The sequence below is a fragment of the Pedobacter sp. genome, assembly GCF_965279535.1.
In the GTDB taxonomy this organism is placed as follows: Bacteria; Bacteroidota; Bacteroidia; order Sphingobacteriales; family Sphingobacteriaceae; genus Pedobacter.
Genome location: NZ_OZ257244.1, coordinates 351,137 through 376,193 on the forward strand (window position 1 = coordinate 351,137; position 25,057 = coordinate 376,193).

The 25,057-nt window shown below is 40.3% G+C and carries 15 protein-coding genes; 14 read left to right on the forward strand and 1 reads right to left on the reverse strand.

Annotated features, from left to right (window positions below):
- From ACQY77_RS01145 to ACQY77_RS01160, 4 genes are all read left to right on the forward strand, one after another.
- Positions 1–2,511: an L-rhamnose mutarotase gene (locus ACQY77_RS01145; protein WP_421939826.1), complete on the forward strand. Its 2,511-nt coding sequence runs from the start codon at positions 1–3 to the stop codon at positions 2,509–2,511.
- 22 nt (positions 2,512–2,533) lie between these two features.
- Entirely contained in the window at positions 2,534–3,625 is a 1,092-nt protein-coding gene (locus tag ACQY77_RS01150) for a Gfo/Idh/MocA family protein (RefSeq protein ID WP_428430116.1), read from the forward strand.
- Positions 3,626–3,902: 277 nt separating this feature from the next.
- Positions 3,903–5,492: a sodium:solute symporter family transporter gene (locus tag ACQY77_RS01155; protein ID WP_421939824.1), complete on the forward strand. Its 1,590-nt coding sequence runs from the start codon at positions 3,903–3,905 to the stop codon at positions 5,490–5,492.
- Positions 5,493–5,500: 8 nt separating this feature from the next.
- Positions 5,501–7,666 (forward strand): amylo-alpha-1,6-glucosidase, encoded by a 2,166-nt coding sequence (locus tag ACQY77_RS01160; RefSeq protein ID WP_421939823.1) that lies wholly within the window; start codon positions 5,501–5,503, stop codon positions 7,664–7,666.
- 118 nt (positions 7,667–7,784) lie between these two features.
- On the opposite strand, the gene ACQY77_RS01165 is transcribed toward ACQY77_RS01160, so the two are convergent.
- Positions 7,785–8,558 (reverse strand): IclR family transcriptional regulator, encoded by a 774-nt coding sequence (locus ACQY77_RS01165; RefSeq protein WP_421939822.1) that lies wholly within the window; start codon positions 8,556–8,558, stop codon positions 7,785–7,787.
- A gap of 290 nt (positions 8,559–8,848) precedes the next feature.
- Between ACQY77_RS01165 and ACQY77_RS01170 the strand changes: the two genes are divergently transcribed.
- The 10 genes from ACQY77_RS01170 to ACQY77_RS01215 all read left to right on the forward strand — a co-directional run bounded on the left by ACQY77_RS01170 (position 8,849) and on the right by ACQY77_RS01215 (position 25,029).
- Entirely contained in the window at positions 8,849–11,596 is a 2,748-nt protein-coding gene (locus ACQY77_RS01170) for a family 78 glycoside hydrolase catalytic domain (RefSeq protein ID WP_421939821.1), read from the forward strand.
- A 1-nt stretch (position 11,597) separates the two neighbouring features.
- Positions 11,598–12,707, forward strand: coding sequence for a glycosylase (locus ACQY77_RS01175; RefSeq protein ID WP_421939820.1), 1,110 nt, complete (start codon positions 11,598–11,600; stop codon positions 12,705–12,707).
- 4 nt (positions 12,708–12,711) lie between these two features.
- A complete protein-coding gene (gene galB, locus ACQY77_RS01180) occupies positions 12,712–15,153 on the forward strand; it encodes a beta-galactosidase GalB (RefSeq protein WP_421939819.1) in 2,442 nt (813 codons plus the stop codon).
- Positions 15,150–18,509 carry a glycoside hydrolase family 2 TIM barrel-domain containing protein gene (locus ACQY77_RS01185; RefSeq protein ID WP_421939818.1) on the forward strand — a complete coding sequence of 1,120 codons (3,360 nt, stop codon included), beginning with the start codon at positions 15,150–15,152 and terminating at the stop codon, positions 18,507–18,509. The genes galB and ACQY77_RS01185 overlap by 4 nt, the downstream gene beginning before the upstream one ends.
- Positions 18,510–18,513: 4 nt before the next feature.
- The gene (locus ACQY77_RS01190; protein WP_421939817.1) at positions 18,514–19,674 is read left to right on the forward strand and encodes an ABC transporter substrate-binding protein; all 1,161 of its coding nucleotides are present in this window, start codon (positions 18,514–18,516) and stop codon (positions 19,672–19,674) included.
- A complete protein-coding gene (locus tag ACQY77_RS01195) occupies positions 19,671–20,822 on the forward strand; it encodes a CaiB/BaiF CoA transferase family protein (protein WP_421939816.1) in 1,152 nt (383 codons plus the stop codon). The genes ACQY77_RS01190 and ACQY77_RS01195 overlap by 4 nt, the downstream gene beginning before the upstream one ends.
- A 3-nt stretch (positions 20,823–20,825) precedes the next feature.
- Complete coding sequence (locus tag ACQY77_RS01200) at positions 20,826–21,989, forward strand: CaiB/BaiF CoA transferase family protein (RefSeq protein ID WP_421939815.1); 1,164 nt, start codon at positions 20,826–20,828, stop codon at positions 21,987–21,989.
- On the forward strand, positions 21,982–23,220 hold the full coding sequence (locus ACQY77_RS01205; protein ID WP_421939814.1) for an extracellular solute-binding protein: 1,239 nt from the start codon (positions 21,982–21,984) through the stop codon (positions 23,218–23,220). Before ACQY77_RS01200 ends, ACQY77_RS01205 begins: the two co-directional genes overlap by 8 nt.
- Positions 23,217–24,284, forward strand: coding sequence for a Gfo/Idh/MocA family protein (locus ACQY77_RS01210; RefSeq protein WP_421939813.1), 1,068 nt, complete (start codon positions 23,217–23,219; stop codon positions 24,282–24,284). The genes ACQY77_RS01205 and ACQY77_RS01210 overlap by 4 nt, the downstream gene beginning before the upstream one ends.
- Positions 24,285–24,585: 301 nt before the next feature.
- Positions 24,586–25,029 (forward strand): MaoC/PaaZ C-terminal domain-containing protein, encoded by a 444-nt coding sequence (locus tag ACQY77_RS01215; protein ID WP_421939812.1) that lies wholly within the window; start codon positions 24,586–24,588, stop codon positions 25,027–25,029.
- Positions 25,030–25,057 lie beyond the last annotated feature (28 nt).

Here is a 25,057-nt window from a genome sequence, read left to right on the forward strand (position 1 = left end):
ATGAAGAGATTAAGTATTACGCTTTTATTGTTGATGAATTTATTGTGCCTTCAGGTTGCAGCGATAGATATTTACATTTCAATAGATGGTGCTGATACCAATACAGGTGTTAAAGAAAAGCCTTTTGCCTCTTTACATGGTGCATTGCGAAAAGCCCGGGAGCTGCGTCGTTTAAATGACCCTGCCATAAAGGGCGGAATACGGATTATCATCAAAAAGGGTTTCTACAAACTGGATGAACCGGTTATAATACGTCCTGAGGATGCAGGAACTGCGGATAGCCCTACAGAAATCATAGCTCAGGCTAATGAAAAGGTAATTTTTAGTGGGGGAACGAAGATTAGCGGCTGGAAAAAAGTTGTTGGTAGAGTACCTGGCTTAGCGCAAAAAGCAGTGGGCAAGGTTTGGGTGGCCGATATCCCCAATGATGGCGCTGCGGATTTACTCTTCAGACAACTTTGGATCGATGGTGAAAAAGCCACCAATGCAAAGTATTTTAATGGTGATCAAATGGGTAGAATTTTATCCTGGAATGCCGAAAAAGAAACCTGTACCATTCCGTTACCGCATAACATTAATCTCAACCAAAGCAGCAGCATGGAAATGCTGATTCACCAGTGGTGGGCAATAGCCAATTTAAGGGTAAAATCAGCAAAAATAGCCGGTAAAACCCTTGAATTGCGATTTATGCAGCCTGAAAGCAGAATCCAGTCGGAACACCCATGGCCGGCCCCCTGGATCTCTCAGGAAACAGGGAACTCTGCTTTTAACTTGTATAATTCCATTCAATTTTTAGATCAACCCGGAGAATGGTTTGAGGACCTCAAAAATCATAAACTTTATTATTGGCCAAAAGCCACAGAGAATTTAAAAATTGCGACTGTTATTGCACCCGTTCTAGAGCAGTTACTTAAGGTAGAAGGAGATATTGATCATCAGGTAGCTCATATCGCATTTAAGGGTATTTCCTTCCAGCACAGCAGCTGGTTAAGGCCGGCGAAACAGGGGCATGTACCACATCAGGCAGGCATGTACATGCTCGATGCCTATAAACTTCAGGTGCCGGGCACAGCTGATAAAAAGACATTGGAAAATCAGGCCTGGGTAGGCCGACCTGCTGCAGCAATTGAAATCCAATATGGAAATCATATCAGTTTCGAGTCCTGCAGCTTTGAACACCATGCTTCAACTGGATTGGATTATGGAAAAGGTACCCATAACAACACCATTAAAGGTAATTTATTTAAAGATATTGGTGGCTCCGGGATTTTAATAGGTACATTCTCAGATGAATCTACAGAAGTACATTTGCCATATCTACCCAAAGATTTAAGAGTCGTATCAAAGGATAACACGATTGAAAATAATCTGATTACAGATGTAACCAATGAGGATTGGGGCGCAGTGGGCATTGGGGCAGGATATGTAAATGGCCTGAAGATTCTTCACAACGAAATTTGCGATGTTTCCTATTCAGGGATTAGCATGGGCTGGGGCTGGACCAAAACTAAGAATGTAATGGCTAATAACATCATCCAGGGAAACAAAATCCATCATTACGGCAAGCATATGTATGATGTGGCAGGTATTTACACCCTTTCAGCACAACCGGGTTCCCAAATTACTGAAAATGTAATCGACAGCATTTACAGAGCACCATATGCCCACCTTCCTGAGCATTGGTTTTATCTTTATACAGACGAAGGCTCTTCCGGTTTTACCATTAAAGATAACTGGACTCCCCATGAAAAATACCTGCAAAATGCCAATGGGCCCGATAATTTATGGAAAGACAATGGCCCGGGTGTTTCTGCAAGTATTAAAAAGAATGCAGGGCTAAGATCATCTTACCAATACCTGCTTAAAAATAAATCAACTCCTTCGAAAAGAGGAATTAATACTGCAATAGAAAAACCTGTCGTTTTCGAGTTAATCTTCCATGCTGATAGCATCCCCGGTTTGGCAACCTTAAAAACCTTTGCTGAAGAGAATAACCTTAAAACCAAAGATATTTACAACTGGAGCAATCGCCTCGTGGTTTATACTTCCAGTTTAAAAGTTGAAAGTTTACAGCAGACATTGAAACGCTTGAATGCGACCACCATTAAACTTTATGATAATCAGATTTACAATTTCAACAGGAAACTGAATTGCGGACAGGAACCTGTTAAAGAATGGGACAATATTATTTTGTCTGCTAATCTGGTCAAAGATAAAAAGCTGCAATCCGAATACCTCGATTATCATAAAACACAATTCGACAAATGGCCCGAACTTTCCAAAGGTTTCTGCAACGCATCATTTCAGCAATTGGTGATTTATAAAAACGACAGGCAATTAATGCTGATCATCAGTATACCTAAAGGAAAAAGCTTAGATGAGCTTAATCCGAAAACCACAGAAAACAACCCAAAAGTAGCGGAATGGAATGCACTGATGAAAAAATATCAGGAAGGCATTGCAGGAACAAAACCCGATGAGGTTTGGGTTTTCTTTAAACCATTAGACTAACCATAAAACGCTTAGAAAAAATATGACCATGTTAAGATTAGGGATCCTGGGATTAGGAGAGGGCAGAAGCACCATTTCTGCATCATTATCGAGTAGAAAATTCAAATTGATTCAGATTTGCGATGCCAATAAAAAACTTTGCGAGGAACGCGCATTAGAATTTGATTTTCAAAACTGGACAACAAATTATGAAGATATGTTAACCAGTGACAAAATTGATATGATTGCGATTTATACGCCCGATCACCTCCATTTTGAACACATCAAACAGGCCTTGCTGCATGGAAAACATGTAGTGTGTACCAAGCCCTTTATTGATGATTTATCACAGGCCAATGAGCTGCTCGAATTAAGTAAAAAATCCAGGAAAAAGATTTTTGTTGGACAAAGTTCCCGCTTTTTCGAACCCGCAATGAGACAAAGAAAAGATTTTGAAGCAGGATTAATCGGAGATTTGATTACTATAGAAAGTCATTATCACGCCGATCACCGTTGGTTTTTAGAAAAAGGCTGGTCGCTAAAACAATCTTTTAAATGGTTATATGGAGGTTTAAGCCATCCGGCTGATTTTATACGTTGGTATCTGCCTGACATTGAAGAGGTAATGGGCTATGGAATGCTAAGCAGCAATGGGAAAAGTGCTGGTTTGAAAAACCAGGATACCATGCATTTTATTTTCAAAGCTAAAGATGGAAGGATTGCCCGGGTAAGTGGCGCATACACTGGTCCAACACAGCCAACAGCCCGAGACAGCGGCATGTCTTGTATTTTAAGGGGTACTGAAGGCGCCAGCCAGGCCGATTATCATGAGTTGCGCTACGCCATAACAGACAATACAGGCGAAGAACGGATCATCCGTTGGGGAGATTCAACATTGAAACATTATTTCCGTTTTGAAGGTCAAAGCCACCATGCCGGGGAGTATCAAAACTACCTGGATTACTTTGCCGATAGCATCAATAACAACTTTACAGCTTACCCCGATTTAAAGGAAGGCATTGGAACTGTGGCTTTGCTGCAGGCGATGGATAAATCTTTAGAAACAGGACTACCTGTGAAAATTGATGAAATCTTGAAAGCAAATAGTATTACCAGGGAATCAATTGGCTTATAATACCACTGGTCCGTGGCTCACGGACCAGCGATAAACTAATTATAATAATATAAAATGGTTCCTGAGCCACGGACCAGCAAAATGTAAAGTAGTTAATAGTATTTAATGGTCCGTGAGACACGGACCATGGATCGGTATAAAATTAAACAGTTCGTGAACTAAGGGACTGGCAATAAACCAAATATAATAGTATTGATGGTTCGTAAGTCGCGGATCATGGGTTTGCATAAAAATTAAATGGTCGGTGAAGCACAGGCCATGGGTCAAATGATAACTAATGGGAAACATAATAGAACGTTTAACCAATTTAGATTACTTAATCGTGGCAGCTTATGTCATTATACTGGTATTCATTGGTTACAAAGCCAGCTTTTCGAAGGGAGAAAAAAAGGACGAAAATCTCTTTCTGGCGAATAAATCTTTAGGCTGGGCCAGTATTGGCTTTAATATGTGGGGAACCAATGTTGGACCCTCTATGTTACTGGCTTTCGCCAGTATTGGGTACAGTACGGGTATTGTGGCCGTAAATTTTGATTGGTATGCCTTTATCTTTTTATTCCTGCTCGCCATCGTTTTTGCACCGAAATACCTGGCTGCAAAGGTTAGCACCATGCCAGAGTTTATGGGAAATCGTTACGGTGATTCAACCCAGAATATATTAGCCTGGTATGCCCTGGTTAAAATTTTGATCTCCTGGTTATCTTTAGGGTTATTCGCAGGAGGCTTCCTTGTTCGCCAGATTTTAGGCATTCCCATGTGGCAATCGGTTACCGTATTGGTTGCCTTTGCAGGTTTGTTTACCTTTTTCGGCGGATTAAAAGCCATTGCCAAAGTAAATGTGTTTCAGATGATTTTGTTGATCGCGGTATCGCTTTCACTAACCATATTGGGATTGTATAAGGTAGGGGGTGTTTCTGAATTATACCACAAAACGCCTTCACATTTCTGGAACTTAGTTCAACCGGCAAGCGATCCAAAATACCCCTGGTATGCCATTTTATTGGGTTATCCGGTTGCCGCGGTCGCTTTCTTCTGTACCGATCAGTCAATGGTACAATCAGTACTTGGCGCAAAGAATCTAAAGCAGGGACAGTTGGGCGTGAGTTTTATTGGCTGGTTAAAAATTCTTTCACTGCCTTTGTTTATCCTAACCGGGATATTATGTTATGTACTTTTCCCAAATTTAAAAGACCCTAATGAGGCCTATATGACCATGGTTACGAATCTTTTTCCGCCTGGAATGAATGGTTTAGTGATTGTTGTACTAATTGCGGTTTTGGTAGGCACAATCGGCTCTTCACTCAATTCCCTGAGTACAGTTTTTACCATGGATGTATATGTAAAGAAGTTCAATCCCACAGCGAGTAACCAGCAAATTGTGAAGGTAGGACGTATGGCCGTTATTGCAGGTTGTATCTTTGCCGTAATTGTTGTGCTGGCTATTGATAACATTAAAGGTTTAAACCTTTTTGATGTTTTTCAATCGGTGTTAGGATTTATTGCGCCACCACTCTCAGTAGTATTTTTGTTAACTGTTTTTTGGAAACGTACAACCAGAAAGGCTGTAAATTTCACCCTTTCTATTGGTTCTGTTTTTAGTCTGGCTGTCGGTATTACTTATTTATGGATTTTACCTCCGGATAAATACAACTTCTGGCCACACTACCTCATTCTTTCCTTCTTGATTTTTGTGGTTCTATTGTTTCTGGCTGTGGTTATTTCGATGCTCGATCGCTCACCAAGCGTTTATCAGGTTAATGAAGAACACGAAGCCAATATTGAGAAACCTGATCGAACCGTCTGGATTTCCTGGATTGCATTAGCCATTGTAATGGTTTTACTTTATCTATTTTTTAACGGACATTAAAATTGATTATGAAACATAGGATTTGCCTTCTTCTGGCACTCGCAGCAAGTTTATTTATAGATCAGGTACAAGCTCAAAAAGCTTCATGGATCTGGTACCCGGGCGATTTTGATATCTACATGAGCAATGTGATGCAGAACAGAAGAACCGAAAGGGGTTCCTTTTTTCCCGTATTCTGGAAAATGGATAGCCATTATGTGCTGGTAGATTTTCACAAGGAATTTAATCTGGCTCAACCAGAAGAGGTAAAGTTGTATGTGGAAGGCACATATAATGTTAAAATAGATGGTCAGGCCATGACAGGATTCCCGAAAACCATTCAAATCCCCGCCGGAAAGCATAAATTGAGCTTAAAAGTCTATAATCAGGCGCATGTTCCTGCTATTTTTGTTCAAGGAAAAACCGTTGTCTCGGATGAAACCTGGCTGAGCACTTTCGAAGATAAGGAGTGGATTGATGCCAGTGGCAAAACTTCAGATAAATCGGGAACAACATTTGTTTCGGCTGGATCATGGCATTTTACAGATCCTTTAATCGCACCTTCAGCCTTTAAATTACCTGTTACACCTCATACTGCAGTTAAAACAGAGAAAACAAACAAGGGAACTTTACTGGATTTTGGAAAAGAAACCTTTGGTTTTATCAAAGTACACGGATTGAGGGGGAAAGGCAAGATGAGTATCTATTATGGTGAGTCGCGCGAAGAGGCTTTATCTACAGAGAAATGCGAAACACTGGATTACCTCGATCTTGATTTATCAGGGAAAAAAGACTCTGTTATGCCACTTTCTAAAGCCTTTAGATATGTAAATGCCCAGTTTGAGGGTTCTGCAGCAGCAGATTCCATCTCTATGTTATATGAGTACGCACCTGTAACAGAAAAGGGTAGTTTTAAATCTTCTGATGAAGAATTGAATAAGATTTACGATGTAGCCAAATATACCTTCCACCTCAATACCCGTGAATTCTTTATCGACGGTATTAAGCGCGACAGATGGGTTTGGTCTGGAGATGCCTACCAAAGCTACCTGATGAATTATTATTCTTTTTTTGATGCGGAAACGGTTAAAAGAACACTTTGGGCACAGCGGGGAAAAGATCCGGTAACGGCGCACATCAATACCATTATGGATTATTCTTTTTATTGGTTTTTAGGAATTTACGATTATTATAAGTTTACGGGCGATCAGAAATTTGTACAGGATATTTACCCCCGAATGCAATCATTAATGACTTACATTGATGGACGAAAGAACAAAGATGGATTGTTGGAATGGATGCCGGGAGATTGGATTTTTATCGACTGGGCTGATAAATTGAGCAAAGAGGGAGAAGTTAGCTTTGAACAGCTTTTGTATGCCAGGAGCTTAGAAACCATGTCGCTTTGCGCTAAATTAGCCAATGATGCCGATGGTGCTGCTAAATATGATCAGCAAGCCAAGGCCTTAAAAAAGAAGCTTTTTGATCTTTACTGGGATGCCAGTAAACAAGCTTTGGTGCACAGCAGAATAGAAGGGAAGCCTACAGATAATGTTACGCGCTATGCTAACATGTTTGGTATCTTCTTCGATTATTTTACAGCTGATCAAAAGCAAGGGGTAAAAAAGAATGTCCTCTTGAATAATACTGTTGCTAAGATTACCACACCTTATATGCGTTTTTATGAATTAGAGGCATTATGTGCCATGGGTGAGCAATCGTACGTACTAAAAGAAATGAAAAGCTATTGGGGTGGCATGTTAAAGCTTGGCGCAACCTCGTTTTGGGAGGAGTATAATCCGGATAAAAAAGGAACAGAACATTTGGCCATGTATGGCAGGCCATTTGGGAAAAGTTTGTGTCATGCCTGGGGTGCCAGCCCTATTTATTTGTTAGGAAGGTATTATTTAGGTGTTCAGCCAGCTCAACCAGGTTACGAAACCTATACCATTGAGCCCAATTTGGGCGGTCTGGCCTGGATGGAAGGTAAAGTGCCCACTCAAAATGGCGATATAGAAGTGTATTGCAGTAAGAAAGAGATAAAAGTGAAATCGGCAGTAGGAACGGGTATCTTAAAATTTAAAAGTAAATCTAAACCAAATGTTCCGGGTGCTGAGATAACGGAAACTGCAAAAGGTGTGTACGAGATAAAGATTCAAAAAGGTAAGGAGTACAGAATAAGGTATACACTATAACCTCCCTGGTCCGTGACTCACGGACCAGCTTGCCAAACTAACGAAGGCTCACACACCAATAACAAATAATCATAGACCAGCTTGATCGAACTGGTCCGTGGGCCACGGACCAAGGGTTTTACAACCCAATCCTTTGCTCAATTTTTTTAACGCATTTATTAGCTTCAGCTAAAATCTCCTCATTGTTAATGCTCTTGTCGTTATTCAATGCGGTTAGCATAGATATAGTTAAACAGGCAATAATGCCGTTATCACTTGCTATCCCAACCGGAACGGAAATATCGGTCACACCTGCAGCTAAATCACTGGTTCTCAGATAAGCACCGTTCGCCCTGATTTCCGCCAAAGAAGCAAAGAAATCTTCTTGTTTAGGTTTAGGATATTTCTTAAATATAGCATTGGTTTTAAGGGTTTTATTACGTTCAGCATCAGTCATGTAAGCCAATAAAACCTTACCAGAGGCCGTAAGTGGTAACGGGAATAAGTTTCCTTCTTCAATAGAAAGTGCAATTGGCCCGGGGCTTTTCGCATGGATAATGACCATCACCTGGTTCATGTACAAAATACTCAGGTGGCAAGATTGACGCACGCTGTTGGCCAGATCTTCCAGTGGAAACTGTGCGGCTTTACGCAATTCATCAACAGGAGAGTGGCGATGAGAAAGATAAAATAGTTTTAACGACAAACGGTATTTTCCTGAAACCTCATCCCGTAAAATATACCCGCGACTCTCCAAACTCATCAGCATCCTGTAAATCTCATTTGGAGTTTTCTCTATGCCAACGGCAATTTCCGTTTGCGAAAGCGGTATAGATTGTGCAGATAAATACTCCAATATATCCAGCCCTTTATCCAAAGCAGGAGCCTGATACTTCGATTCTTTCTCGTTCATAGGTTTATTATTTGGTTGTAGCGTATTTTTTACAATTTCAAACATACAAAATGCTTTCTTAATCTGCATAATACGCATTTAAATAATTAATGCAATAATATAGCTTTTCATATTTAAAAAAAATATTTATATTTGAATTAATGCTTGATGTTAGACCCAGGTGTTTAACATTAATTAATTCAGAATAAAAAGAGCAATTATTCTAATTAATTTCGTGCATTTGATAACCAATTATAAACCAAATATTTATATCGTAAATGATATAAAATTAGCTAACCGCTAAGGAGTATATGAGCAAATTTATTATCTTTTTTGGACTTTGGCTGACTAGCTTTACGCTTCAGGCACAAATTAAGATTGTAGATTTAACCTGCGATTATAAAAGCAATCCAATAGGTATTGATCACACTCAACCCATTCTAAACTGGAAAATTCAGTCAAAAAAATATAATGTCCTTCAAACAGCCTATCAAATCCTTGTAGCCGACAATCTAAAGGATTTAAAGGCAAACAAAGGAAATATCTGGGATTCAAAAAAGATAAATACTTCACAATCTCTTCAAATAATTTATTCAGGTCAGAAATTGATTGCTACTAAACTTTACTATTGGAAAGTTAAAGTATGGGATAATCAGAACCAGGTTTCATGGAGTGAGCCAGCCTTCTGGCAGATGGGGTTATTGAGTGTGGCCGACTGGAAAGGTGCTCAATGGATTGCTTATGAAAAGTTAGCAGATACAAATGTTAACATTCTTCCAACAGATGGTAAGAAGGATAAGTTTAATGCAAACAATATCTTACCAATGTTTCGAAAAAGTATCAGGATTACCAAAGAGATTAAGCGGGCAACGGCATTTATTTCGGGTTTAGGACATTTTGAAATGCATTTAAACGGACAAAAAGTTAGTGATGATTTTTTATCTCCCGGATGGACAAAATACGATAAAGAAGCTCTATATGTAACCTATGATTTAACCAGACAATTTAAAAAAGGTGAAAATGTAATTGGTGTATTGTTGGGAAATGGATTTTATTACGTTCCACCAGTGAAGGAACGATATCGTAAGCTAAAATCAGCATTTGGTTATCCTAAATTGATTTGCAGGCTGCAAATCACCTATGCAGATGGAACCACAACTGATATTTTGAGCAATCCGACCTGGAAAACAGCTCCTTCTGCTATTACTTTTTCCAGTATTTATGGTGGGGAAGATTATAATGCCAATTTAGAACAAAAAGGCTGGGATTTACCGGGTTTTGACGATAACAAATGGAAAAATTCACTTCAGCTGGATGGCCCTGTGCTTAAAGCTCAGAAAGAGGAGCCGGTAAAAGTATTTGAGCATTTTCCAGCGAAACAAATTAATACTGTGGCTAACGGAGACTGGGTTTACGATCTTGGTCAGAATGCTTCAGCTATTATAGAGATTAAAGTGCGTGGCAAAAAGGGCGATACGGTTCGATTTACTCCAGCCGAGCTACTAAAAGCAGATGGCAGTGTTACGCAGAAAAATATTGGTGGCCCATCTTACTTCAGCTATATTCTAAAAGGTGAGGGGCTGGAAACATGGCGCCCGAGGTTTACCTACACGGGTTTTCGTTATGTTCAGGTTAAAGGTGCTGTACCGGCAGGAAAAGAAAATGATTCAGCGCTTCCTGTTCTTGAAAACCTAACGGGCTTACACATCCGAAATGCAGCAGAAAAGGTAGGTAGTTTTTCAAGTTCAAATACACTATTCAATAAAACTTTCGATTTAATTGATTGGGCTATTAAAAGTAATATGGTGAGTGTTTTTACTGATTGTCCGCATCGTGAAAAATTGGGCTGGCTGGAAGAACTTCACCTCATGGGCAGTTCAGTGAGGTACAATTACAATGCAGCGCCCCTGTTCAAAAAAGCCTTGCAGGATATGAAGAACTCGCAACTGGATAATGGCCTTATTCCGGAGATTGCACCAGAATATGTCAAATTTGAATGGGGAGGAGATATGTTTCGGGATTCACCAGAATGGGGAAGTAGTGGTATTTTAATGCCCTGGTATCTCTATCAGTGGTATGGCGATAAGCAGGCGATGATTGATTATTATCCGATGATGAAAAGCTACATCAATTATCTTGGAACAAAAGCCGATAACCACATATTATCACAAGGTTTGGGAGATTGGTACGACCTTGGCCCAAAACCTCCAGGCGTTTCACAGCTCACTCCAATGGGAGTTACTGGTACCGCCATTTATTATTATGATTTAACCATACTGAACAAGATTGCCACGCTTTTAGGAAAAAAGGCTGATGCTTTAAAGTATGCACAGCTTGCTAAAGAGGTCAGAAAAGCTTTTAATAATAAATTTTTTAATGCACAAACCAGCCAGTACGCCACGGGCAGTCAGGCTGCAAATGCCATGGCTGTATTCATGGGCCTGGTAGCGAATGAAGATAAAGCTGCCGTGATAGACAATCTGGTGAAAGACATCAGAGACAGGAAGAACAGTTTAACGGCCGGGGATATTGGTTACCGATATGTGTTAAGGGTTTTAGAAGATGCTGGTAAATCTGATGTGATTTTTGATATGAACAGCAGATCTGATGTACCAGGTTATGGTATGCAGATTCAAAAGGGTGCAACGGCATTAACAGAATCGTGGGCAGCATTGCCTACCGTATCTAATAACCATTTTATGTTAGGTCATTTAATGGAATGGTTTTACAGTGGTTTGGGTGGCATTGGGCAGGAAGAGAGCGGTATAGCTTTTAATAAAATTCGCATTTACCCCCAAATAGTTGGTGATTTGAAATCTGCTAAAACCAGTTACAATTCGCCTTATGGTTTAATCTCTACCAATTGGAAAAAGGATAAAGGAAGCTTTGAAATAGAAGTTGATATTCCGGCCAATACAAGCGCGAATATTTATCTGCCAATATCTGCAAACCAAACGGTTAAAGCGGAAACTAATATGGCTTTTAAACGCTTAAGGGATGAACAGGGCAGAGCGAAAATTGAAGTAGGTTCTGGCCATTATACATTTAAGGTTAATTAATATGAAAGGAATTTCACTAGCCATTGTAAGTGCTTTATTTGCTTTTTCTGCCATTGCACAGGAAGTTAAAAATCCTGTGTCGGCACAAGTAATGGAAGAGATTTACCATGAAGTAAAAACACCTTATAAGTACGGCCTGGTGATGGTTCCGGCGGATAACGACCATAAAATGGATTGCCCAACGGTATTTAAAGAAGGCAAGTACTGGTACATGACTTACTTAATTTACAGCGGAAGAGGATATGAAACCTGGTTGGCTAAAAGTAAAGACCTTTTAAAATGGGAGAACCAGGGAAAACTGATGTCGTTTGAAGACAAAGGAAACTGGGATGATAATCAGAAAGCGGGTTACAATGCCTTACAGAGCACGGATTGGGGAGGTACCTATAAATTGGGTCAATTCGATGGAAAATACTGGATGTCGTACTTTGGAGGTAAGGAAAAAGGATATGAAACCGAACCCTTATCAATTGGAATGGCGTATAGCACCAGAAAACCATCGGTAGTTCAAGAATGGACAAGACTTTCACAACCGGTATTAACTTCTGCCGATGCAGATGTAAGTTGGTGGGACAACCGCAATAAATTGTTTAAGAGTACAGTAATTGAAGATAAACAAAAGCTTACGGGGCATCGATTTGTAATGTATTACAATGCTGTAGGCGATTCCCTGGTTAACAATAAGAAAACCAGGTGGTACGAGCGCATTGGTATGGCTGTTTCTGATGATATGAAACAATGGAAGCGTTTTGGCAGAAATCCGGTTGTACATCATCCCGTTGGAATTACCGGTGATGGCGTCATTCAGAAGATAAATGGTACCTGGGTAATGTTCTATTTCGGAGCATTCTGGCAGGATAGACAAGGCGCATTTAACCGTTTCGCAGCCTCTAAGGATCTAGTTAACTGGACGGATTGGCAGGGTGAGAACCTGATCCAGTCATCAGAAAAATACGATGAATTATATGCACACAAATCTTTTGTACTGAAACATAAAGGAATTGTGTATCACTTTTACTGTGCAGTAAATAAAAAAGAGCAACGCGGAATTGCTGTAGCTACTTCGAAAGATTTAGGAAAGAGCAGCTTAAATTTTGTAGGTAGTAACTAAGAAAATGAATATAATACATATACCGTTAAAACTGAAAACCTTATTTGTGATGCTTGCGTTAAGCACGGTTGCTTTCGCACAATCCAGAATCAGGGAAAGTTTTAACAAAGACTGGAAGTTTTTTCTGGGGGATGATGCAGCTGCAAAATCTACCAGCTTCAATGATCAGTCCTGGAGAAAACTAAATCTGCCACATGATTGGAGCATAGAAGGTCAGTTTGATGAGAAAAATCCGGCCAAGCCTGAAGGTGGTGGTTTACCTACGGGTATTGCCTGGTACAGAAAAGAATTTAATGCACCTGCTAATTATAAGCAAAAGTTGGTAACCATCGAATTTGATGGCGTTTACAAAAACAGCGAAGTTTGGATAAACGGTCAATATTTAGGAAAGAGGCCTTATGGCTACAGCTCATTTTCTTATGAAATAAGTAAGTGGCTTAAAGCAGGAAAAAATACCATCGCCGTTAAAGTAGACAATTCGGCTCAGCCAGATTCTCGTTGGTATTCGGGCTCAGGAATTTATAGAAACGTTTGGCTAACTTCAACCGCCCGCCTTTCAGTAGCGCAATGGGGCACCTTCGCCAGTGCATCTGTAGTGATGGCCGGGAACACCTGGTCAAAGGACGATGAAGCAATGGTGCAGGTTAAAACCAATATTCAGAATAAAAGCGGTTTAAAGCAGTCTGCAACAATTACTCATGCCATTTACGATGGAGCAGGCAAGTTAGTAGAGAAAACACAACCCAGAGCCATACAAGTAGATACTGCAGGAGCAAGCTTAAATGCAAGTCTTCGGTTTAAAGGCCCAACACTGTGGTCAATTGAAAATCCTTACCAGTATAAAGTAGTAACTCAAATTGTTCAAAATAATAAGGTTGTTGACCAGACAGAGACCTCTTTTGGTGTTCGCTTTTTTAAGTTTGATGCACAAAAGGGATTTTATCTGAATGGAAAACAGACCAAAATTCTGGGTGTTTGTTTACATCATGATTTAGGCGCATTAGGAGCAGCCATAAATATCCGTGCTATGGAGCGCCAGCTAGAGATTTTAAAAGCCATGGGTTGTAATGCTATTCGTACTGCCCACAACCCTCCCGCACCCGAATTTTTGGATTTATGTGATAAAATGGGCTTTTTAGTCATGGATGAGGCTTTCGACATGTGGAAGAAAAAGAAAAATTCGAAAGATTATCATTTAAATTTTCCAGAATGGTATAAAAAGGACCTGGAAGATATGCTAAAACGCGATCGTAATCATCCTTCCATCATTTTATGGAGCATTGGCAATGAAATCCGTGAGCAGTTTGACAGTACCGGAATAGCCATCACCAAAGAGTTGGTGAATATTGTAAAATCATTAGACAAAACCCGTCCGGTAATTTCTGCTTTAACAGAGATGAAGCCTGAAAAAAACTTTATTTATCAAGCGAATGCATTGGATATTTATGGTTTAAATTATAATCATAAGTTTTATAAAGAGTTTCCGGTAAAATACCCTAATGTTAAGTTTTTAGCAACAGAAACTACTTCTGCCCTGGAAACACGCGGTTTCTACGATACTGCAGATACCATTCGCCGTTGGCCAAGAGATGGCAAAACCAAGTTTACAGAAGGTAATAAGGAATGGTCGGCTTCGGCTTACGATAATGTTTCGGCTTATTGGGGTTCAACACATGAAGAAACCTGGAAGGAAGCCAAGAAATATGATCATGTTTCCGGGCTTTTTGTATGGACAGGATTTGATTACTTAGGAGAACCGCTGCCTTATCCATGGCCAGCCAGAAGTTCTTACTTTGGCATTGTGGATTTAGCAGGCTTCCCAAAAGATGCTTACTATTTGTACCAAAGCGAATGGACCAATAAACCCGTTTTACATTTGTTTCCGCATTGGAACTGGGAGACAGGAAAAAAGGTAGAAGTTTGGGCTTATTACAACAATGCGGATGAAGTGGAACTCTTTCTTAATGGTAAGTCATTAGGAAAACGAAGCAAACAAGGTGATGATTTACATATTCAATGGAATGTAGATTTCGAACCTGGCACTTTAAAGGCCGTGTCCAGAAAAAATGGAAAGGAAGTTCTGGTTAAAACCATTAAAACCGCTTCGGCTCCAGCTAAAATTGAGTTGATTGCCGATCGTAAAAAGATCAAAGCGGATGGTAAAGATTTATCTTTTGTTACCGTTCGTATTTTAGATAAGGATGGCAATGTGGTACCCAATGCAGATAACCTGGTTCAGTTTAAAGTTGAAGGATTGGGGACAATTGCTGGTGTAGATAATGGATTTCAGGCCAGTCTTGAACCCTTTAAGGCTAACTATCGTAAGGCTTTTCATGGTTTATGTTTAGCAATCATTCAGGCTGAAGAAAAGGCCGGGAGCATCAGGTTAACTGCTAGTGCAACGGGTTTAACTCCTTCATCTATAACCATTAATACGAACAAATGATGAGGAGATTAACTGTTTTTACCACCAAGGCTCCGGCAGTACTCAGGTTTTTAAAGCCTGCTACTTTGTTTATGTTTTGTCTTTGTGGTTCATCATTTTTATTATCTCCTGCCCATGCTCAACTGGTAGATAAAACGCCCACTGCGGTTCAAAAAGTTCCTGGCATCTATAATCGGGAACCTTGGGAAGATCCTTTGGTAAGTGGTATCAACCGTGAGCCCTCTCGTGCAACAGCCTATTCTTTCGCCAATATTGAGGCTGCTAAAAAGGGCAATCGGGAGCAATCCACCCGGATGATGTCTTTAAATGGTGATTGGGATTTTTCTTTCGCCATTAAACCGGCAGATGCACCCAAAGATTTCTATCAGTCGAGGGTACATGGCTGGGCAAAAATCGAAGTACCTTCCAATTGGGAAATGAAAGGTTATGATAAACCAATCTATAAAAGTGCTGTTTATCCTTTCAGACCTGTAAATCCACCAAATGTTCCTCAGGATTATAATGGTGTAGGGAGCTACCAGCGTACCTTTACTGTACCTGAAAACTGGAAAGACATGAACATTACATTGCATTTTGGCGGTGTAAGTTCGGGATATAAAGTTTGGTTAAACGGTAAGTTTTTGGGTTATGCCGAAGATAGTTTTCTTTCTTCAGAATTTAATGTTACGCCATATCTTCAAAAAGGAGAAAATGTACTTTCAGTGCAGGTTATCCGCTGGAGTGATGGTAGTTTTCTGGAAGATCAGGATCATTGGAGATTAAGTGGAATTCAACGGGAAGTGATGCTTTTAGCTGAGCCTAAACTTAGAATAGCCGATTTCTTTGTACAAACCAAATTGGACAAAGACTATAAAGATGCAACATTAAGCATTCGCCCAAGAATTGAAAATTTAACCGGAAAAGAAGTTAAGGGATATCAGATAAAAGCAGCATTATTTGATCGCAACGGAAAATCCGTACTAGAGAAACCACTGCAGCGAACTGCCGAAAGCATCATCAATGAAATTTGGCCTCGTTTAGATAACGTAAAATTTGGTTTGTTGGAAGCTAAAATTAAAAATCCGGCTAAATGGAGCGATGAAGAACCAAATCTTTATACTTTAACCATTGCTTTAGAAGATAGCTTAGGAAATGTACTTGAAGTAAAAAGTTGTAAAGTAGGTTTCAGAAGCATCGAATTTTCTAAAACAAATGGAAAGTTGCTGATTAATGGCAAAGAAACTTATTTGTATGGCATTAACCGCCCTGATCATCATCCTGTTAAGGGTAAGGCGCTTAGCCGCGAAGATATTTTACAGGATGTAAAAACCATTAAGCAGTTCAGTTTTAACTGTATCCGAACCAGCCATTATCCAATGGATCCATATTTGTATGACCTGTGTGATGAGTATGGGATTTTAGTAATAGACGAAGCCAACCTGGAGACACATGGTTTAGGCGGGAAATTGAGCAATGACCCAGGCTGGACTGCTGCTTATTTAGAAAGAAGCAGTAGGATGGTGATGCGGGATAAAAACCATCCGAGTATTATTATCTGGAGTTTAGGTAATGAATCGGGAAGGGGACCAAACCACGCAGCCATGTCGGCATGGATTCATGATTTCGATATTACCCGTCCTGTGCACTATGAACCGGCAATGGGAAACCCTCGTTTAGAGGGCTATATGGATCCAGGTAATCCTGCCTATCTGAAACCGAATGATCATTCACATCGCCTGCAAAACCCTCAGGATGAGCCTTATATTGATGTAATAAGCCGCATGTATCCCAGCACTTACACACCTAAGATGCTGGCAGAACAAGATAACGGTGATCATCGTCCAATATTTTTTGTCGAATATGCACATGCCATGGGGAACTCTGTTGGCAATATGAAAGACTTTTGGGATATTTTCCGTTCCACTCCACGTGTAATTGGCGGGGCCATCTGGGAATTTAAAGATCAGGGAATTTTAAAAAGAGATAGCGTTGGCATTCCTTTTTATGCTTATGGTGGCGATTTTGGTGAAAAGTATTTTGATAACTTCACCATTAAAGGGGTAGTGAACTCAGATGGTAAGCCAAAATCGGCGATGTTCGAGTGCAAAAGGGTTTATCAAGGAGCAGAAACAGAATTGGCCGATCAAAAAGGATTGATTAAGATTACCAATCGCCATGCGGTTAAAAATCTGAATGCCTATAGTGCAAGCTTAATTTTCCGTAAGGACGGGGTGGTGATCAGTGAAAAAACTTTACCAGCCATTAACCTCCAGGCAGGGAAAGATTCAATAATCAATATATCAAAATATCTGCCTAAAATCGAGCCTGGTTCGGAATATCTGGCCGATATCCATTTCAGATTAAGTAAAGATGAACTTTGGGCTTCGAAAGGTTTTCAAGTCGCTTCAAATCAGTTTGCATTAAACAAACCTGCCACAGCTAAAAGTACTGAAAGAATTGAATCCCCTAAATACAACAGCACAGCTGATTTAGATATTTATACGGGTGCAAACTTCGAAATAGGTATCAGTAAACAGAATGGGGCTTTGGTTTCTTACAAATGGAAAGGACAGCAACAAATTTTTGCAGCTTTATTGCCTCATTTCACCCGCCCCTTAACCGATAATGATAAACGTGGATGGAAGTCTAACAAAAAATTAAGGCAATGGTATCAAAATGACCTGAAGTTTATTTCCAGTTCAGCCAGTAAGTTTGAGGGACCATCGGGCGCTGCATTAAAAATTTCCAGTACTTACAGCCTGATAAACGACAGTGCCAAAGTGATTGTCAGCTATTTTATCGCCAATACAGGAACTGTAAAGGTAAACTATGAATTAGAAGTTAAGCCAGGCTTGCCTAACATTCCAAAAGTAGGGATGCAAATGGGTGTTTTGCGTAATAATGATCACATCTCATGGTACGGCAGGGGCCCGATGGAAAACTACATTGACAAACGTTATGGCTTTGATGCTGCGATATACAATCAACCATTAAACGATTTTATGGAGCATTATGCTGTTCCACAAGAGAACGGAAATCGCACAGATGTGCGTTGGATGTTTTTCTCCAATCCGAAAAATAAGCAGGGCATCGCTTTCGTAGCCGATAGTCTGCTCAGCATGAGCGCAAGTCCGTATACAGATGAAAATGTACAATCAGCAAAACATACCAATAAGCTCAAAGATGCAGGCTACCTCACGGTAAACATAGATCTAATACAAATGGGTGTGGGTGGTAACGATAGCTGGAGTGATGTTGCAGCACCATTAGCGCAATATCAGATTCCATCAAAAAATTATAAATACAGCTTTTACCTGCTGCCATTTGAAGGTAAAACAGAAGAATTGATTAATAAAGTAAAAAGAATAAAATTTTAGCGCATTGGAAAAGAAGATTAGTTTAAGGGGAATAACCTGGAACCACAGTCGTGGATTTTTACCTATGGTTGCAACGGCTCAGCGATTTTCGGAGCTTAATCCTCATGTTCAGATCACCTGGGAGAAGAGAAGTTTACAACAGTTTGCTGATTTTTCTATTCAGGAATTGGCTGAAGTGTTTGATTTATTGGTAATAGATCATCCCTGGGCGGGCTTTGCGGCTAAAACAAAGTCTATTGTCCCATTGGATCAATACCTGTCTAAAGAATACCTAAAAGATCAGGAACATAATTCTGTGGGTGCATCCTATGAAAGCTATCATTACGATGGACATCAATGGGCACTACCTATAGATGCGGCGACACCTGTGGCTGCATCCCGACCGGATTTATTGACCGATAGGGGATTACAATTGCCTCAGTCTTTCGAGGATTTGCTGGCTCTGGCCGATCAGGGCCTGGTTGCATTCGCGGGTATTCCGATTGACGTATTGATGAATTTTTACACGCTTTGTTGCTCATTGGGAGAAGATCCCTGTCAAAGTGATGATGAAGTGGTTTCAGCTGCTACAGGCACTAAAGCATTAAAAATGTACCGGGAATTAGCTGTTAAAATAGATAAAGCCAATTTTGACCGAAATCCGATTCAAGTGTATGAAGCCATGACCAAAACGGATGAAATCGCCTATTGCCCTTTTGCATATGGATATTCCAATTATTCCAGAAATGGTTATTCGCGCAAGGCACTGCATTTTCACGACATGATCTCGTTGGATGGCAAAATAAACCTCAGAAGTACACTCGGCGGAACAGGATTAGCCATTTCTTCTAAATGCGCTGAAATGGAAGTCGCTGTAGCATATGCCGCGTATGTGGGTTCGCCAGAATGTCAGCAAACACTTTTTTTCGAGAGTGGTGGTCAACCGGGGCATTTAGCTGCCTGGAAAAATGAAGAAGTAAACAGACAAAGTCAACAATATTTTAAAAATACTTTACCGGCATTAGAACGTGCTTTTCTTCGTCCCCGTTATCATGGATCTATGTTTTTTCAGGATCATGCCGGAGATGTAGTTAGAGATTATTTAATGAACGGTGGTGATGAAACAGAGGTTTTATCGGCCATGAATGAATTATACCTGCAATCCAAAACATTAACAGTATCATGAACAGACCATTAGAAGGGCTTTTGGTTTTGGAGTTTTGCCAGTTTTTGGCCGGACCATCTGCGGGTTTAAAATTAGCAGATTTAGGTGCCCGTGTGATTAAGATTGAAAGACCTGGAACAGGGGATGCCTGCCGCCAACTTTCCATTAAGAATCTTTTTGTAGCGGATGATAGTCTGCTGTTTCATACCATCAACAGAAATAAAGAATCCTATGCTGCTGATTTAAAAAATCCTGAGGATTTAGCCAGGCTCAAGCAATTGATTGCCAGGGCAGATGTGATGACACATAACTTTAGGCCAGGTGTAATGGAAAAAGTAGGTCTGGATTATGCTGCTGTTCAGGTAATTAACCCAAAACTTATTTATGGTGTAGTTACCGGATACGGTAATGAAGGTCCCTGGGCAAATAAACCAGGTCAGGATTTATTGGTTCAGTCGGTTTCCGGATTAACTTTCTTATCAGGTTCAGCAATTGATGGACCTGTGCCTTTTGGACTATCGGTTTCTGATATCATGTGTGGTAACCACCTGGCACAAGGTATTATGGCTGCCTTAATCAAGCGTGCTAAAACCGATAAAGGCGTACTGGTGGAAGTGAGCTTGCTCGAATCTATTTTGGATGTACAGTTCGAAGTGATTACCACCTATTTGAATGATGGAGGTAAATTGCCGGATAGGAGCAGTGCAAAGGGCAGTGCGCATGCTTATCTCAGTGCCCCTTATGGCATGTATGAAACACTGGATGGACATATTGCCTTGGCTATGGGGAGTTTACCTAATATCTGTTCGGTAATAGGCTGTGACATAACCGACCTTTATATGGATAGCAATTCTGCATTTGATAACCGCGATAAGCTGATTAACAGATTGGCAGAGACTTTTAAAGAGCAAAATTCTAAATTATGGCTTGATTTACTGGACAGCCATGGGATTTGGTCTGCAGAAGTGCTGGATTATCAGTCCGCTACGGCTTTAAGTAATTATAAATACCTGCAAATTGAACAGCAGCTAGATTTGGCTGAGGGTAAAAACATCAGGACTACTGTAAGTCCAATTCGTTTAGATAACGAAAAGCTTTTTGCTGCCAAAGCTGCACCAAAGCTTGGTGTGGATACGGTAGATATTAACAAGGAATTTGAAATAAATTAAAATATGCGACCGCTTGAAGATTATTTAATTATCGATTTTAGCCAGTTTTTATCTGGACCCTCTGCAAGCTTGCGCCTGGCAGATTTTGGTGCGCGTGTAATTAAAATTGAACGCCTGGGAGTAGGTGATATTTGTCGCACACTTTATACGTCAAATTTAATTATGAATGGCGAATCATCGGTTTTTCATGCCATTAACAGAAATAAAGAAAGTTTTGAAGTTGATTTGAAAAGTAATGAAGACAAGGAAATTGTTCGCGAGTTGCTTAAAAAGGCTGATGTGATGATCCATAATTTTCGTCCAGGCGTAATGGAAAGATTAGGCTTTGATTATCAGTCTGTTTTAGCTTTAAATCCCTCTATTATTTATGGTGAGATTTCTGGCTTTGGTACGGATGGTGATTGGAAAGGAAAACCCGGACAAGATTTATTGTTGCAATCTGTTACCGGATTAACCTCCCTGACCGGAAATGCAGATAGTGGTCCTGTAGCCATGGGCTTATCTATTGTAGATATGCTGGCCGGAGCACATTTGGCGCAAGGGATTTTAGCATGTTTGTACCGTAAAGCCATTAAAAACGAAGGTGGTTTTGTTCAGGTGAGCATGATGGAATCTGCCTATGATTTCCAGTTTGAAACCATCACTACATTTATGAACGATGGGGGATGCTTGCCAGAAAGATCAAAAAAGAACAATGCAAACGCATATTTGGGCGCTCCTTACGGAATTTATCAAACAGAAAACGGATATTTAGCCTTGGCAATGGGCTCAATCCCTATATTGGGACAATTGCTTGATTGCGAAAAATTACTTGACTATACGGATATAAAGGAAGCCTTTTCGAAACGAGATGAGATAAAAGCCATTTTAGCAGATCACCTGCTTACAGCAAGTACTGAGCAGTGGTTGTCGGTTTTAGAACCTGCAGATATTTGGTGTGCTGATGTTTTAAACTGGAACGCACTCATGGCACATGAAGGGTTTAAGGCTTTAAATATGATTCAGGAAGTTGAAATGGCAGATGGATATAAATATGAAACAACCAGGTGTCCGATTCGTATCGACGGAGAATTGCTTACTTCAACAAAGGGATCGCCCAAGTTAGGTCAGGATAATAAGCAGATTATCAACGAATTTATAAAACAGAATACCATAGCAAATGCCTAAGTCTACAGAAACTTTCAAAATTGCCGTAAGAAAATTTGCTCCTTTTGAATCTGCCATGCAGCGCTTTTGGGATCAATATTGTGCTTTTTCGGGCTGTACTCTTCAATTAGAAATGGTGGTGATGGACTTGCACGAACTTTATGATCGTACTATTACGAAAAAAGGTTTGGCACAAGGTGAGTTCGATGTGGCCCACATCAATACAGATTGGGTATATGAAGGTTATTTAGCGCAGGATTTTGAAGTCCTCAACCCATACATCAATAAGAACCGTCCTGATAATTTTCCGGAAGGTTGGAGCAAATCACTCTTGGGTTTGCAACGTTTTGGCTGGGAGATAGTGGGTTTGCCTTTTCATGACGGACCTGAATGTTTCATTTACAGAAAAGATTTATTTGAAGATGTTACCGAGCAGAAAAATTTTCTTGCCCAATATGGAAGACCTTTAGATGTTCCTAAAACCTGGGAAGATTTTCATGAGGTAGCTCGGTTCTTTAACCGGCCTCAGGATAATTTGTATGGCAGCATTTTCGCGTGTTATCCGGACGGGCATAACACCGTTTTTGATTTTTGCCTGCAGTTGTGGACGAGGGGAGGCCAGTTAGCAGATAAAAGTGGCGTGGTAAACCTCAATAGCCAGGCTGCTATAGAAGGTCTGGATTTTTACCGTAAGATCGTTAACGATAAAACTGCGGTTCACCCGAAATCCAGTACATTCGAATCCGTTGCTGCCGGAATTGCATTTTCGCAGGGCGAGGCCGCAATGATGATCAATTGGTTTGGTTTCGCAAGTATGTGTGCTGTAGATGCCAACTCTAAAGTAAAGGGTAAGGTTGGCGTTGATTTGTTACCATCAGCAGCTGGTGAGCAATCAGCATCACTTAACGTTTATTGGTTATATACCATTGCTAAGGGCAGTCAAAATAAACAAGTGGCTTATGATTTTCTTCGCTTTGTAACACAAGCGAAACAAGATAAACAACTTACACTCGAAGGCGGAATCGGATGCCGTATTTCTACCTGGAAGGATGAGGAAATAAATGAGATTATCCCTTTTTACCATAAGTTGGAACAGTTACACGAGGTAGCCAACAGCCTTCCCCAAAAGAAAAACTGGGCTGCTATGGCTGCAGTAATTGATGAAATGGTATTATCAGCCATCAATAGCGAAGAGCCTTCGAAGTCACTTATAGAAAAGGCTCAAAAACAAATTAATGAATTAGAGAGATGAGTATTGATATAAAATATAAGCCAGAACTTCCAAAAACCAAACAGCCCATTATTATCATTGGGGCTGGTGGTATTGTAGCCGACGCACACCTCCCTGCCTATAAAATTGCTGGCTTTGAGGTTTATGGGATTGTTAACCGTACCAAAGAACGCGCCCAAAAATTAGCAGATAAATTTGGCATTCCACATGTTTTTGATTCATTGGCAGAAGCCGTAAACCAGGCGCCAGCCAATGTGGTGTATGATTTAACGATCATGCCCGAGCAGTATCTAGCAACGCTTAAACAATTACCGGAAGGCAGCGCTGTTTTAATTCAGAAGCCAATGGGCGATGATTTTAAACAGGCAAATGAAATTTTAGCACTTTGCCGGGAGAAAGGATTTAAGGCGGCGATTAACTTTCAGTTGCGCTTTGCACCATTTACAGCTGCTGCAAAATACCTCATAGACCGGGGTTTAATTGGAGAGTTATACGATATGGAAGTACGGGTAACCATAAAAACACCATGGGAAATCTTTCCGCACGTAATTATTCATCCGAGGTTGGAGATCCAATACCACAGCATTCATTATGTGGATTTGGTTCGTTCATTCTTAGGAGAACCGAAGAGCATTTTAGCAAAAACATTAAAACATCCGGCTAAAAGTTTATCCTCCTCCCGTTCAACGATTTTGTTCGACTATGGCGATACCATGCACGCAGTGATTAATACCAATCATGATCATGATTTTGGACCCGATCATCAGGAAAGCTATATCAAATGGGAAGGAACCAAAGGTGCAATTAAAGCTAAAATGGGTCTATTGATGGATTATCCGCATGGCGTTCCTGATGTTTTTGAATATTGCCTGGTAGAGGAAGGTAAATTACCAGAATGGAAAACGGTAAAGTTGGAAGGTTCGTGGTTTCCCGAAGCTTTCATCGGCACGATGGCTAATTTAATGCGGTACAATGAAGGTTCTGATCAGGTTTTGCATACCAGTGTAGAGGACGTAATTAAGACCATGGCTGTTGTAGAGTGTGCTTACCAATCGAGTGATGAAGGTGGAATTGCGGTGAAGTGAGTTGCAGTTTAAAAAATTGTCATCCTGAGCCCGTCGAAGGACAATAGCTAAATCCGGTTAGTGCGAAAACTAACCAGTAGAACGATAGGCTTGTCATCCTGAGGAACGAGGAATCTGCTTTGACAAGGTGATCAATGAAGATTGTCATCCTGAGCCTGTCGAAGGACAATAACTAAATCCGGTTTGTTGGAATACTAACCAGTAGAACAATAACTTGTCATCCTGAGCCTGTCGAAGGACAATAACTAAATCAGGTTAGTTGGAATACTAACCAATAGAACAATAGAGTAAAAGATTAAATATGTATTTCAAATCAACATTTTTTGAAGGTTATCAATTAGCAGAAAAAAGAGTGACTTTAGGCCGCACGATTACAGAAACGGATTTTGTTGTCCATGCCGGGCATACAGGTGACTTCTTTCCGCATCATATGGATGCAGAATGGTGCGCTACACAGCCTTTTAAGCAACGGATAGCCCATGGCACGATGATTTTTAGCATCGGTATTGGCCTAACAGCTTCAGAAATAAATCCGGAGGCCATGTCTAAAGGATATGATAAACTTCGTTTCATAAAACCTGTTTTTATTGGTGATACGATCCATTCCGAAATTACAATTTCAGATAAATCAGAAACCAAACGCCCGGAATATGGTCAGGTAACAGAACATGTAGAAATTATTAATCAACATGGTGAGGTTGTGCTGGTATGCGATCACTTACTGGTAGTTAAGAAACAAGTGTAAGTCTGTCATCCTGAGCCTGTCGAAGGAC

Bases quoted from the DNA above. Each gene is read 5' to 3' on its own strand.
- ACQY77_RS01145 (WP_421939826.1), top strand. From the start codon at position 1: ATGAAGAGATTAAGTATTACGCTTTTATTGTTGATGAATTTATTGTGC.
- ACQY77_RS01150 (WP_428430116.1), top strand. From the start codon at position 2,534: ATGACCATGTTAAGATTAGGGATCCTGGGATTAGGAGAGGGCAGAAGC.
- ACQY77_RS01155 (WP_421939824.1), top strand. From the start codon at position 3,903: ATGGGAAACATAATAGAACGTTTAACCAATTTAGATTACTTAATCGTG.
- ACQY77_RS01160 (WP_421939823.1), top strand. From the start codon at position 5,501: ATGAAACATAGGATTTGCCTTCTTCTGGCACTCGCAGCAAGTTTATTT.
- ACQY77_RS01165 (WP_421939822.1), bottom strand. From the start codon at position 8,558: ATGAACGAGAAAGAATCGAAGTATCAGGCTCCTGCTTTGGATAAAGGG.
- ACQY77_RS01170 (WP_421939821.1), top strand. From the start codon at position 8,849: ATGAGCAAATTTATTATCTTTTTTGGACTTTGGCTGACTAGCTTTACG.
- ACQY77_RS01175 (WP_421939820.1), top strand. From the start codon at position 11,598: ATGAAAGGAATTTCACTAGCCATTGTAAGTGCTTTATTTGCTTTTTCT.
- galB (WP_421939819.1), top strand. From the start codon at position 12,712: ATGAATATAATACATATACCGTTAAAACTGAAAACCTTATTTGTGATG.
- ACQY77_RS01185 (WP_421939818.1), top strand. From the start codon at position 15,150: ATGATGAGGAGATTAACTGTTTTTACCACCAAGGCTCCGGCAGTACTC.
- ACQY77_RS01195 (WP_421939816.1), top strand. From the start codon at position 19,671: ATGAACAGACCATTAGAAGGGCTTTTGGTTTTGGAGTTTTGCCAGTTT.
- ACQY77_RS01200 (WP_421939815.1), top strand. From the start codon at position 20,826: ATGCGACCGCTTGAAGATTATTTAATTATCGATTTTAGCCAGTTTTTA.
- ACQY77_RS01205 (WP_421939814.1), top strand. From the start codon at position 21,982: ATGCCTAAGTCTACAGAAACTTTCAAAATTGCCGTAAGAAAATTTGCT.
- ACQY77_RS01210 (WP_421939813.1), top strand. From the start codon at position 23,217: ATGAGTATTGATATAAAATATAAGCCAGAACTTCCAAAAACCAAACAG.
- ACQY77_RS01215 (WP_421939812.1), top strand. From the start codon at position 24,586: ATGTATTTCAAATCAACATTTTTTGAAGGTTATCAATTAGCAGAAAAA.